Origin of the sequence: Bacillus sp. FSL K6-2869 (genome assembly GCF_040869405.1) — a bacterium.
Taxonomy (GTDB): domain Bacteria; phylum Bacillota; class Bacilli; order Bacillales; family Bacillaceae; genus Bacillus; species Bacillus altitudinis.
The window spans coordinates 320,070-333,128 of sequence record NZ_CP152035.1; the positions used below are offsets into that span (position 1 = coordinate 320,070).

Here is a 13,059-nt window from a genome sequence, read left to right on the forward strand (position 1 = left end):
CTTGCAAAAGTTTGTGAAGTATTGCACAATAAGAATGTGAAATATTTCACATAAGAAAAACAACCTAGTTTTACTCAGGAGGATGAGATAAATGACAAACGAAAAAGTAAACAAAGTAGCACTTATTGGAGCAGGTTTTGTCGGCAGCAGTTATGCCTTTACATTAATAAATCAAGCAATCACAGATGAATTGGTAGTCATCGATTTGAATCAAGACAAAGCAATGGGTGATGTCATGGATTTAAACCACGGGAAAGCATTCGCCCCGCATCCTGTGAATACTTGGTATGGAGATTATGAGGATTGTCAGGATGCTGACATTGTATGTATCTGCGCTGGTGCAAACCAAAAGCCAGGTGAAACGAGACTTGATCTTGTTGAGAAAAATTTAAATATATTTAAAGGCATTGTAGACAATGTGATGAAAAGTGGATTCGATGGTATTTTCTTAGTTGCTACGAACCCAGTTGATATTTTGACATATGCGACTTGGAAATTCAGCGGACTGCCAAAAGAACGAGTGATTGGTAGTGGAACAACGCTTGATACGGCAAGATTCAGATACATGCTTAGTGAGTACTTTGAAGCAGCGGCGCACAATGTGCATGCGTACATCATTGGAGAGCATGGGGATACAGAGCTTGCTGTTTGGAGCCATGCGAATATCGGAAGTGTACCGATCACAGAATTAATGAAGAGAAATGACCAATACAAACAAGAAGATTTAGACGATATCATGGAAAATGTCCGTCATGCCGCTTACCAAATCATTGAGAAAAAAGGCGCGACTTATTACGGCGTAGCGATGAGTTTAGCCCGTATTACTAGAGCCATTTTACACAATGAAAACAGCATTTTGACTGTCAGCACTTATTTAGATGGAGAATACGGAGCAGAAGATGTCTACATTGGTGTACCTGCCCTTGTGAACCGAAATGGTGCAACAGAAATTATGGAGCTCGCACTGAACGATACAGAAAAAGAAAAATTCGCACACAGTGTGAATGTGTTAAAAGAAATTTTAGCTCCTCATTTTTAATCAATCAAAGGCAACCTATCTGAGCAGAAAAGGATGAATCACTATGTGGCAGCAAATATATGATCCGTTTGGTAATGAGTTCGTCAGTGCATTGGTGGCCATGCTTCCAATCTTGTTTTTCCTACTAGCATTAACTGTATTTAAGTTAAAAGGGGTATTAGCTGCTTGTTTTACCTTGATCGTCAGTTTTGTAACAGCTGTTTTCTTCTTTCATATGCCAATTGAAAAAGCATTATCTGCTGTGGTGCTCGGTGTATCTAATGGGCTGTGGCCGATTGGATATATCGTCATCATGGCCGTATGGCTCTATAAAATTGCTGTGAAGTCTGGAAAGTTTGATGTCATTCGTTCTAGTATCGCAGGAATTTCTCAAGATCAACGGTTACAGCTCTTATTAATTGGTTTTAGTTTTAACGCATTTTTAGAGGGAGCCGCTGGATTCGGTGTACCGATTGCGATTAGTGCCGCTCTTTTAACAGAGCTTGGGTTTAAACCACTGAAAGCCGCCATGCTCTGCTTGATTGCAAATGCTGCGTCTGGCGCTTTTGGTGCAGTAGGTATTCCAGTTATTACTGGAGCACAAATGGGGAATATGACGCCGCTTGAGCTGTCTCAAACCCTTGTGTACACCATTCCGTTTATTTCTTTCTGTATTCCGTTTCTGCTTATTCTCATTGTAGACGGCTTTAAAGGGATCAAAGAAACGCTTCCAGCCTTGCTTGTTGTAAGTGGAAGCTATGCGATTCTGCAGGCTGTTACAATGGTCACGATGGGCCCTGAGCTTGCCAATATTATTTCAGCTTTAGCGAGTATGGGAATTTTGGCTTTATTTCTTCGAAAATGGCAGCCGAAACATATTTATCGTGAAGCAGGGGCACCAGCCATTGAGAAAAAACAAACGTATAGCGGGGTTGAGGTGCTGAAAGCATGGTCTCCGTTTTATATTTTAACTGCCGTCATTACTGTATGGAGCCTACCAGCTTTTAAAGCATTATTTGCTGAAGGAGGACCGCTTAACTGGACAACCATTTTAGTGAAAATGCCGTTTCTGCATCAGCAAATTGTGAAATTACCACCTATTGCCCAAACAGAAACACCGATTGATGCGATCTTTAAAATTGATGTTATTAGTGCAACAGGTACCGCCATTCTAATTGCAGTGATGCTGACAGGATTGTTCAGCAGACATATTACATTAAAAGAAGGGGCTATCTGCTTAAATGCAGCGGTCAAAGAGCTTTGGGTCCCTGTTCTTACAATTTGTTTTGTTATGGGCTTTGCCAATTTGGCGAACTTTGCAGGTCTAAGTTCTGCTATCGGACTAGCGCTTGCTAAAACAGGCGATTTATTCCCGCTTGTCAGCCCAGTGCTTGGCTGGATCGGCGTGTTTATTACGGGATCTGTTGTGAGTAACAATGCCTTATTCGGCAACCTTCAAGCAGTCACCGCTTCTCAAATCGGCTCTCAGGCAGGTTTGTTAATCGGGGCAAATACGACCGGTGGTGTGATGGCGAAATTAATTTCGCCACAATCCATTGCCATTGCTACAGCAGCTGTTGGAGAAACAGGTAAAGAATCTGAGCTCTTCCAAAAAACAGTGAAGTACAGCTTCATTTTGCTCGGCATCGTATGTATATGGACATTCATTCTTGCTCAATTTATATAGGTTGATCGATTGATTGAAAAATGGAAGACTGAGAGATTTCTCAGTCTTCAGATTGTTAACAAAGGGCTAAAATGTACTTTATTTTAGCCCTTTGTCTTCTTTTCAGCGTGAAAGAAAACCTTTGCATTCTAGGAAGGACGAGCACTGGAGCGGAGCGAATTCGGCATTCGTGAGCACCAGAGCGCAGGACTGACAAAGAATGCGAGGGTTTGTCTACACGCTGAGACTGAGAGATTTCTCAGTCTTTTTTTTATGTAGATTCTCGTGTGACAAGCCGAGTAGGTAGCTGAATATGTTCACGTTGTAATGGTTTTTGATCTTGGAGCAGCTGAATCATTTGTTTTACAGACTGCTGGCCAAGCTCGACGATGGGGATGTCGATGGTCGTGATCGTTGGAGCTGTCACCTCGCAAATGTCTTGATTGTCATAACCGATCACCGCTAAATCCTTAGGAATGTGATATCCATATGAAATGGCTTGTTTAATGAGGCCTGCTGCCACTTGATCATTGCCGGTGAAAATCGCATCCGGCGCATCCGGCATCCGGTGGATTAAGTCCATTAAACGAAAGCCGTCTTCAATGGTAAAAGCCTCGCCAAACAGCCAATCTTCTTTAAGCGGCAAATCGTGATCAGAAAGCGCATCAAGATAGCCTTGCTTTCTTTGTTTTTGCGCTTCACTGCTTTCTGTATCAAAGCAAAATCCAATGGATGTACGCCCTGATTGAATCAAGTAGTCAACCGCTTTATAGGCAGCTTCCCGCTCATCATATCCGATAATCGGAATGTCTGCTGTTTGATGAAATTCATTTGCCATGACGATCGGGCCGTTTGCTAAAAATGGCTCGATTGTTGCCCACTTATTTTCTAACGCCCCCAATATGACACCATCTACTTCTTTTCTTTTTAATAATTGAAGCCCTTCAAGTTCTACTGATTCTTGATAAAACGTCTGGAGCACGATGGCTTTATACCCTTGATCCAGTGCTTCCTTTGAAATGCCTTTAATCAATTGTGCAAAAAAAGGATGGTCCACAGCTGGAACAGACACAGCAATGGTTTTGGTCTGATGTGACCGAAGGGTGCGGGCTGCTGAGCTTGGTGTATACTCCATTTCCTTCATCACCTGTAAAATGTGCTGGCGCTTTTCTTCGGATACATATGGATGGTTGTTCAGCACCCGAGAAACAGTGGTCGTTGAAACCCCGCAGCGTTTGGCAATTTCATAAATTGTACACATATTAACAAATCCTTTACACAAAGTTATTGTTCTGAAATCGATAACATCATTTACAATGTGAAACAAGTTAAATATTAACAAATGGAATTGATTAATTGGAGGGAATGGAATGCAAATATTGACGAAGATATCAGGTAAAAGCAAGGATTATCTACCGTTGCTGGATATGATCAATCAAGGTGTTCAAGTAAAGGCTGATTCAGTTGAAAAGAATCTAGCGAATGATAAGCTTGCTGCGTTCCTTGAGCAAGATATTGCGCGTACAGGTTTGGAAAAAATTCTCTTCCATTATAAACAAAATAAGGAAAAAAAGATACCGTTCCTGCCCGTCGATAAACTGATTTCAGAGGATGAGATTGATGATATTATGCAGGTGCTGAAAGAAGTATTAAGTTCAGGCCGTTTTACATCAGGCCCTTATATTCCAAAGTTTGAAAAGACGCTCGCAGCATACTTAGGGAAAAAATATGTCATTGCCACATCAAGTGGAACAGATGCCTTGATGATCAGTTTAATATCAGCAGGCGTCCATCCTGGAGATGAGGTCATCCTGCCTGCCAACAGCTTTGCTGCAACAGAAAATGCAGTGCTTGCGATTGGTGCGGTTCCAGTCTATGCCGATATTGATCCAGACACCTACTGCCTAGCGCCGAATGAAATAGAAAAGCATATCACAGATAAGACAGTATGTATTCTCCCGGTTCATTTGTATGGAAAGCAAGCGGATATGAAGGCCATTTCGACGATTGCGAAACGGTATGGTCTATCGATCATTGAGGATGGCTGTCAGGCGATTGGCAGCAGCGGGCTTGGAGCATTTGGAGATGGACTTGTTCTCAGCTTTAATCCTTACAAAAACCTTGGAGTTTGCGGGAAGGCAGGAGCCATCGCGACAAATGATGAAGCCCTAGCAGAAAAATGCATGGAAATCAGCTATCACGGTTTTGAACCAGGAAAGAAAAACGTAAAGCGCAGTGACTATGGCTTTAATTCTAAGATTGATAACTTACAGGCTGCAATCGGGCTAGAACGAATGAAATATTTAGGTTTACAAAACTTTAAACGCTTTTACTTGGCAAAGAGATACATAGATCAGCTGCAAACGCTGGAGGACGAGGGCTATATAAAGCTTCCGAAGCTGACAGAGGATCATGTATGGCATCTATTCCCGATCAGAGTGGTGAAGGGAAGCCGAGATGAGCTGGCAGAGAAATTACTGGAGATGGGCATAGAAACAGATGTCTATTACCCGATTTTATCGCATCAGCATCAAACGAATCTTGTTTCTCAAAAGTATAAACAAACGGCACTTCCACATACGGAAAAAGCCGTACAGCAATTATTCCACTTACCGCTTTACCCAGGTATGCCGCTGCAAGATCAGGAGAAAGTCATCGAGGGGGTCCATCATGTTATCAAATCTTCCATTCAATAAAAAGCTGGTGCATCAACCGCAACATCCGCAGTGGATCGTCTTCTGTGATTTCGATGAGACCTACTATTCTCACGGAATGACCGAGGAGCAGAGAGAGGATGTAAAACGGCTGGAAGCTTTTGTGGCAGAAAAGAGCGAAGCCGGACAGCTCATGCTGGGCTGGGTGACGGGAAGCAGCCTCGATTCTGTTACGAGCAAAATGGAGAAAGGCGGTTTCTATCAATTCCCGCATTTTATTGCGTCGAATTTAGGAACTGAAATCGTGTATACATCAGATGGGAAATTTGGACAGCCGGATGCAGAATGGATGAAACGGCTTGATGCACAGGGCTTTTCAGACGAAAAAATTGAAGATATTCTGCAAGCCGTACGTGAAAAGGGGATCACCCTTAGGCCGCAAACGCAGCTAGGCAGCTCTGGGTATAAAAAAAATTTCTATTATCAGGAGCAGGATGAACGAACAGATCTCCATCATCTATCGTTCATCCAAACACTTGCGAAGGAGCGGGGTGTGGCGGTGAACATCAACAAATGCAACCCACTTGCGGGTGACCCTGCGGATTGCTATGACGTTGATTTTTTACCAGTGGGAACAGGAAAGGATGAAATCGTTCGGTTTATGCTGAATCAATATAACCTGTCAAAAGATAAGGGCTTTGCTTTTGGTGATAGTGGGAATGATCTGCGGATGCTTCAATCCGTCACGCATGGCTTTCTTGTCCAAAATGCAACAGCCGAAGCCAAACGGCACCATCATCAAATTTGTCATCATGGGTATGCAAAAGGAATCTATGAAACATTGAAAACAGTGATGTATAAACATGAGGAGGCACATTCATGAAGAAAATTGGAATTGTTGGAGCAGGGAATATTGCAAAAGCACATGCTAGAGCATTATCAACGATCAAAGGTGCAGAATTATCTGGGGTCTATGACTTGCACGAATCCGTCGCACAAGGATTTATTAAACAGTACGGCGGACGGGTGTATGCCAGTATCGAAACACTAGCGGATGCATCAGATGGATTGATCATTGCTTCCCCTAACTTCTGTCACAAGGACCATGCCCTTCAGGCGCTTAGAGCAGGACAGCCGATTTTATGTGAAAAACCGATGGCTGTATCGTTAAAAGAAGCGAAGGAAATGGTGGAGACAGCCAAACAGTTCCAGGTTCAAGCCAGTATGGGCTTTAACTATCGCTATTTATCCTTTGTGAATATTTTGAAGAACTTGATCGCCAATGGTGAATTAGGACGCGTTTTGACAGTACGGACACATTTTAAGAAAAATAGTGCCCTTAGAAGAAAGACATTTTCGTGGAGAGACAGCGGCGAAAGTCTGCGTACAAGCGGTGCATTAGGAGATTTAGGGATTCATTTGATTGATATGCTGTGGTACTTATTTGGCAGTGAAATGAAAAAAGAATCCCTTAATACGAAGATGCTGACACATGTAAAGGAAAAAGAAGAGAAAAAGGTACAGGTTGATGACCATACCGAAATTTTTGGGCAAATGGAGAATCAAGTGTTCTTTCATTTGGTGACGTCCAAAAGTACGCAGCCGGAGGAATGTGGATTTAGTGTAGAAGTAGTGGGGCATGACAAGGTTTTTAAATACCATACAAACATGAAAAACGAATATGAGATCAGTGATGGCTTGTGTGTAGAGCGTCATCAAATGCCGCAAACATTGCTGACAGATCCGCCGAATGAATTTTATGGATGGTCTGATACATTCCGTGATCAGCTGATGCATTGGGTAAATACAAACTCATATCCATCTCATATGAAGGTAGCTGATTTTGAAGATGGTTATCGCGCGCAGGCTGCGCTGAATACGTGCTTCGAGAGGGAAGAGGCTGTCGTCTCTGCCCGCGCATATTAATGAAGAGGTGGAGCGGAGGATATCATGACTCCGCTCCTTTTTAGAGGAAGTGAAAAGATGAAAAAGGTGTTTTATTTTGGCTGTATCTTTTATTTTTTTATTGGGACCATTCATGTGTTTTTTGGCAGTTTAACGCCTTATTTGCTGTCTAGTTATGAGAAGGGTCCTGGGGAATTATCTTCTTTAATCTTCTTTCAGTTTATTGGCTTTTTGACAGGCGTTCTTTTGTCGCCCATTCTTGTGAGGAAAAAAGGCTACGGCGCTGTTTTGACGATGGGATTGCTGCTGATGATCGGAGCGCTTCTTCTTGGCCTTTTGGTGCCAGGTTGGACGATTCTTGTGGTGGCAGGTTTTTTCCTTGGGAGCGGTGCTGGCAGTCTTGAGACAACGGCCGGGGCGTATGTCATTTCAATGGCAAACAGTGCAAAGCGAATCAGCATCATGGAGGTCTTTTTTGGATTAGGTGCGCTATTATTTCCTCTATTGATTCTGCTGACTGTGACAGAGGAAACGTGGCATTATGTGTTTTTATTTCAAGTCGGTGCACTGACTTTTTTCCTTATGCTGTGGCTTACTTTTATGAATAAGCTCCCTCGTGGGCAGATGGCGGCTCCTATTCAAGACATGAAGAAACCGTCCTTGCTGTTTGATCGAGGGAATCGAATGATTGTGGTGCTGATGATCTGTTTTGCGTTTTTCTACGCAGGAATTGAAACGAACTTTGCGAACTTTTTACCGTCGATCATGCTAGAAAAAGGGGGAGACAACTGGGGTCTTTTTGCGGTCTCTACTTTTTGGACAGCGATCGTCATTGGCAGAACTGTCATTGCGAGAAAAGCCGATCAGCTGCATCCGCTGCGTTTTTTAAAGTTAAGCGCAGCGCTGATGATTGTACTGCTCGCCGTATTTGCTCTAGCCACCCACATCGCCGCGCAGCTAATTCTTATCTTTTTCATCGGTCTGTGCGCAGCTGGCATGTTCCCCATTGCCTTGACGGCTTCTGCATTAATGATTGAAAATGCCATCGACGAGGCCACGAGTTATTTTATTGCCGCCGCTAGTTTAGGTGGAGCTTGCTTGTCCTTTTTGATTGGGTTTAGCCTTGAGTGGGCAGGTGCGGCAAGCGCCGTCTTTGTTTTCGCCTTTTTAGCTGTTCTCCTTTTTGCGGCTGCCATTCAAATGAATCGATCTCGGAAAAAAGAAACCATACCCACACAGCCGCCGGCGATGAAAGCCGATCGATAAGCAGCTGCTCTGGTGGCTCCTCCTTTTGTATAGCTTATCTTCAGAAAAGGTGACGAAGGACTTGTACTAAAACAACGAAAGCGTGAATAACATGTACAAGTCAGCATCAAAAGGAGGACGTCTATGTGGCGGTGTTTTTTGGTTATATCTTTTTAGGGTTGTCACTTTCAGCGCCTGTTGGGCCAGTCAATGCAGCCCAAATCGACAGAGGGATTAAAAGTGGATTTTGGCACGCTTGGATTTTTGGTGTGGGGGCTATGGCTGCGGATATTGTCTATATGCTCCTCATCTATTTTGGTGTCGCCCAGCTTTTGACTGCACCTCTTGTGAAAACCTTTTTGTGGCTGTTCGGCTTTTTCGTTCTAACCTATACCGGTATTGAAAGCCTTCGTAAAATCAATTTGCAGGAAAGTCCAAAGAAGGATGGAGGAAACACGTCGATCGGGCATTCATTCATGACGGGCTTTTTCATTTCTCTTTCCAATCCGCTTAGCATTTTATTTTGGCTTGGAATCTATGGCAGTATTTTAGCCAATACGATCGAAAAGTATGGAGCATCTCAAATGCTGATGTATAGCGTGGCTATTTTTATCGGCATGCTCTTATGGGATTTCTGTATGGCGCTACTCGCCAGTACGTTTAGACGGTATTTAAATGAACGAATGTTGCACGGCTTATCCGTTCTGGCAGGTCTCTCTTTACTTGGCTTCGGTGCCTATTTTGGATATCAAGGGATCATGGCGCTCATTGGATAGAATGGTTGATAAGAAAAAGGGCTAAAATCTAAATCATTTTAGCCCTTTTTCATATTTGACAGAAATAGGACACTCTTCAATAATGATGGAAGATACATAAAATTGAAGGAGTTTTTGCCATGCGTATGTTCCTGCCAGCATTCAACTATGTGTGTATGCTGATTTTGTCTGTGATCACAGCGACATTTGTTTATACCATGTTGTTTGCCCCACCTGATACGAGATTCAGTTATGTGGAGGTCACCAGTCTTTTCATTTTGATCGCTTATGTCCTATTTGCTACACCTATCCAAATGGTTTTACACCGTCATCCTGAGAAGTTTCGACGCCGTGATTTACTGGTTTATTTTATCGGGGCGTGGGTGGTTTGTACGGCGCTCGCATTATGGATTGATTATGGTGTTGTCGTCTTTATTAGCTACAAAGTTTATCTATTTAGCTTTTGTGCGGCCTTTATTTATTGGCTGCTTGATTCCGTCTTTTTAAAGAAGAAACAATCATAAAGGCTTTTCCCGTTTTTTCTCTTGAACATGAACGTGTATGACCTTCGAGAGTCCGCTTGATACAAAAGCAAGAGCCGTCATCAGAAGGACCCAATATAGATTGCTAAGGTCAAATCCAGTATAAGCGAAGATGAAAATCATCGAAATCACGGACGTTAATATGAGGACAGGCCATATCCGTTTAAATAGCAGATAACCAACAAATCCCCAAAGGAAAGCCATCACTGGTAGTGTAAATAAGATCAGATACATCGGATGGAGAAAAAGAAGACGCATGTCATTCACCCATTTCTTTTATAATGACCAACTCTATTAGATAGAGGCGGCTAAATGATGATATGCAGAAGCATACTCATACATGATTAGATAAATGGAAGTGAATTCCTGCTTCATCCGGCAAATCAACCACCTTGTGAATGTCCAGTGAAAGTCGTTGAAGGACAGTCACCACAGCTTTTTCCTCCTCATAGGCTATGGAGAAGACGCTAAAACGAGGTGGAAGAAAATGGCCCAGCTGTATGCAAAAAGTTGCCTTGATCAAAATCTACGATCACTCGAAGAATGGAAGCAGGATGCCTTCACACAGTTTGGAGAGATGGTAGGGGATGAGGCAGATACATTTCCGTGTGTACCAGGCAGACAAGGATTTTTTCTCGATCATTTACGCTATGGATTTGTCGGTGATCTGCGGGGAGACGGGGCAGTGAATGAGTTAGCAGAGCTGCTAAAAGAATATCAAGGCTGCGCTAAACAAACTGGTCAATACGCTTCATTTATCTGCTTTTTTGAAACTCCGCAGGATTTAAAGGAAAGCTCAATTGAAGAATTTGAGCAGCAGTTCTGGTCATTGCTTCAACGGTTACATCAAAAAGATGAAGTGCCATGGCCAGCAGAGATTCCACTGGACCCTCATCACCATGAATGGGAGTACTGTTTTCATGGCGAGGCTTATTTTATTCTGTGTTCGACACCAGCTCATAAGCTCAGAAAGAGCCGCCACTTTCCATATGCCATGATGGCATTTCAGCCTAGATGGGTGTTCGAAAAATTGAATGGATCGACCAAGTTTGGACAAAAAATGAGCCAGCTCGTTCGCAAGCGGCTCAAAGCATATGATCAAGTTGACGTCCATCCATCATTAAAATGGTACGGTGATCCAACAAATCATGAATGGAAACAATATTTTCTCTCAGATGATGAGGCGGAGAAACCAGCCTCCGCCAAATGTCCATTTACTGCTTTAAAAAACATGATGAAATTATGATGCGGCCTGATCCTGTTTCCACTTTTTTCTCATAAAGAGTACCATGATGCCAATCACGGCGATGATCCCAAGGCTTATAAAAAAGCCGGGTCGTCCGCTTGCCTCTGTCAGAGTGCCTGTAACGGCCGCACCGATTAAGAGCAGGGCAAGAACCGTTTCACACGTTTGACGAGTAGATGGTTTTGACAGCTTTTTACTTGATAGCAGAATAAACACCCATGTGTATAAAAGAGTTAAACCGGCTGCTGTTGTGAGATGCTCATATATGTGTTTGGACAAAAAGAGTGCCAGCAAAATCGAGACAATCAATCCAGCAGCAGTTAACAAGATCGAAGACCATCTGACATGAGATGGTTCTTTTTGTTTAAAACAAGCAGGTGCATCGTGATGTTCCGACATCGTGCCAAGCAGCGTCGTGACTGCATAGAGGGAGGCAACCAATGTGGAAAACCCAGCAATAATGAAAATGCCATTAAAGATATGAAGGAAAATCGATAAATGAAATGGCTCCAGTGATGTAATAAATGGACTGCTATTCTCGTTAAAGGCTGTCACTGGAACAAGCAAAAGCGCAAGTCCGATGGAGACGATATAAATGACAGCAAGAATGATCAGCATCACACGTCCAGATTTTGCGGCGTCTTTCGGGTCTTTTAAATGAACCGCCATCAGCCCCATGACTTCAATTCCCCCGAAAGCATAAAACGCATAAATCAGCCCATTCCATAAACCGAGCGGGCCGAGTGGCATCCATTCATGGTCTTTATTTGGCAGGTGGAGGGTGGGCCTATGCTCTGTGAGAATGCCGCATAAAACAAGAACGGCAAGGACGACAAACAATAGGATCGCCCCGGTTTTCAGCACGGCAAGGACATTTTCCGTCTTTTGAAAAGAAGAAAGCCCAATGATAATCACAAGCAGGGCAAGAGCGGAATAAATCGCTGAAAACACCCATAGTGGAATGGATGGAAACCAGTGACGAGTAAAAAGAGAAATCGCCGTCAGTTGACTCCCTGTGATCAGCATTTCTGAAAACCAATACACCCAGCCATTACTAAAACCCGCCCAGCGCCCATAGGCTTTTCGGGCATAGGAACAAAATGATCCCTTATCTGGGTTCTCGGCTGTCATCGCAGCCAGGTGTTTAAAGACGAGATATGTGCCGACTGCCGCAAGCAAAAATGAAATGCAGACGGAATAACCGGATTTTGTAATAGCGATGCTGGAACCAAGGAAGAAACCAGTGCCGATTGTACAGCCGACTCCGATAAGTGAAAGCTGCCACCAAGATAAAGATTGTTCTTCTTTCAATGCATGTGCAACACCTTTCTGATTCAATAGCATTAGCTTGTGACCGCCTCTTTTTTTTATACATGATCAAGAGGACGATTTGGGCATACTGTCAACATGGAAAGGAGTGCATGTGATGAACGGAGAATACGTGATTTTACCAAAGGATGGATTTGGCTTTCGGTTAGGAAAAGGACAATGTATGCGAGTGGTTGATGTCGAAGGGCAGCAAGTAGCAGACGTGATGGCCTATCATGAAAAGGATTTTTATGAAAAATTTGATCAAGGCGCTACAATGGATAGCCTGTTCTCTTCCAAGGTGAAAAAGGGAGATCAGCTTTATTCTAATTTATATAAACCAATGTTTACGGTCATTGAAGATACAGTCGAATGTCATGATTTATATATGCCTGCGTGCCGGCAAGAAATGTATCAGCTCTTATACGGCAGGACGCACCTAGAGGTCATGCATACATGCTACGATAATCTCAGAACGGCTTTTGAGCCATTCGGGATTCCAAAGGAGGATATGTATTATCCTTTTAATGCGTTTATGAATACAGTCATTGATGAGAAAGGAAAACTGTCTGTCGAGCTACCAAAATCGCTCCCTGGTGATTACATTCGTCTGCGTGCAGAAATGGACCTTATCGTCGCGGTGTCTGCATGTCCTGCCGACATTGGAAAATGCAATGGCTCAAGCTGTACATCCATTCGGGTGGAGATTGATTGAAAAGG

The 13,059-nt window shown here is 43.2% G+C and carries 13 protein-coding genes; 10 read left to right on the top strand and 3 right to left on the bottom strand.

What is annotated here, in order from left to right; genetic code table 11:
* Positions 1–91 precede the first annotated feature (91 nt).
* Both MHI58_RS01715 and MHI58_RS01720 read left to right on the top strand, forming a co-directional pair.
* Positions 92–1,039 carry an L-lactate dehydrogenase gene (locus MHI58_RS01715; protein WP_025206699.1) on the top strand — a complete coding sequence of 316 codons (948 nt, stop codon included), beginning with the start codon at positions 92–94 and terminating at the stop codon, positions 1,037–1,039.
* A gap of 43 nt (positions 1,040–1,082) precedes the next feature.
* Entirely contained in the window at positions 1,083–2,705 is a 1,623-nt protein-coding gene (locus MHI58_RS01720) for an L-lactate permease (RefSeq protein ID WP_163116267.1), read from the top strand.
* A gap of 250 nt (positions 2,706–2,955) precedes the next feature.
* Here MHI58_RS01720 and MHI58_RS01725 read toward each other — a convergent pair whose 3' ends face one another.
* On the bottom strand, positions 2,956–3,945 hold the full coding sequence (locus MHI58_RS01725) for a LacI family DNA-binding transcriptional regulator (protein WP_368004363.1): 990 nt from the start codon (positions 3,943–3,945) through the stop codon (positions 2,956–2,958).
* 109 nt (positions 3,946–4,054) lie between these two features.
* Between MHI58_RS01725 and MHI58_RS01730 the strand changes: the two genes are divergently transcribed.
* The 6 genes from MHI58_RS01730 to MHI58_RS01755 all read left to right on the top strand — a co-directional run bounded on the left by MHI58_RS01730 (position 4,055) and on the right by MHI58_RS01755 (position 9,767).
* Entirely contained in the window at positions 4,055–5,380 is a 1,326-nt protein-coding gene (locus MHI58_RS01730; protein ID WP_045034614.1) for a DegT/DnrJ/EryC1/StrS aminotransferase family protein, read from the top strand.
* Positions 5,355–6,221, top strand: a complete 867-nt coding sequence (locus MHI58_RS01735) for an HAD-IIB family hydrolase (RefSeq protein WP_024718989.1) — start codon at positions 5,355–5,357, stop codon at positions 6,219–6,221. The genes MHI58_RS01730 and MHI58_RS01735 overlap by 26 nt, the downstream gene beginning before the upstream one ends.
* Entirely contained in the window at positions 6,218–7,264 is a 1,047-nt protein-coding gene (locus tag MHI58_RS01740) for a Gfo/Idh/MocA family protein (RefSeq protein ID WP_007498302.1), read from the top strand. Before MHI58_RS01735 ends, MHI58_RS01740 begins: the two co-directional genes overlap by 4 nt.
* Before the next feature lie 57 nt (positions 7,265–7,321).
* On the top strand, positions 7,322–8,509 hold the full coding sequence (locus MHI58_RS01745; protein ID WP_041508209.1) for an MFS transporter: 1,188 nt from the start codon (positions 7,322–7,324) through the stop codon (positions 8,507–8,509).
* Between the two features lie 125 nt (positions 8,510–8,634).
* On the top strand, positions 8,635–9,264 hold the full coding sequence (locus MHI58_RS01750; protein ID WP_024718986.1) for a LysE family translocator: 630 nt from the start codon (positions 8,635–8,637) through the stop codon (positions 9,262–9,264).
* A gap of 119 nt (positions 9,265–9,383) precedes the next feature.
* Positions 9,384–9,767, top strand: a complete 384-nt coding sequence (locus MHI58_RS01755) for a UPF0715 family protein (protein WP_113767225.1) — start codon at positions 9,384–9,386, stop codon at positions 9,765–9,767.
* Here MHI58_RS01755 and MHI58_RS01760 read toward each other — a convergent pair.
* A complete protein-coding gene (locus tag MHI58_RS01760; RefSeq protein ID WP_024718984.1) occupies positions 9,762–10,043 on the bottom strand; it encodes a DUF2651 family protein in 282 nt (93 codons plus the stop codon). The two genes, MHI58_RS01755 and MHI58_RS01760, sit on opposite strands and share 6 nt — an antisense overlap.
* Before the next feature lie 229 nt (positions 10,044–10,272).
* Between MHI58_RS01760 and MHI58_RS01765 the strand changes: the two genes are divergently transcribed.
* The gene (locus tag MHI58_RS01765; protein WP_045034611.1) at positions 10,273–11,031 is read left to right on the top strand and encodes a YqcI/YcgG family protein; all 759 of its coding nucleotides are present in this window, start codon (positions 10,273–10,275) and stop codon (positions 11,029–11,031) included.
* Here MHI58_RS01765 and MHI58_RS01770 read toward each other — a convergent pair.
* A complete protein-coding gene (locus MHI58_RS01770; RefSeq protein WP_024718982.1) occupies positions 11,026–12,375 on the bottom strand; it encodes an amino acid permease in 1,350 nt (449 codons plus the stop codon). The genes MHI58_RS01765 and MHI58_RS01770 overlap by 6 nt on opposite strands.
* A gap of 82 nt (positions 12,376–12,457) precedes the next feature.
* Between MHI58_RS01770 and MHI58_RS01775 the strand changes: the two genes are divergently transcribed.
* Entirely contained in the window at positions 12,458–13,054 is a 597-nt protein-coding gene (locus tag MHI58_RS01775) for a DUF1989 domain-containing protein (protein WP_024718981.1), read from the top strand.
* The last annotated feature ends 5 nt before the right edge of the window (positions 13,055–13,059 follow it).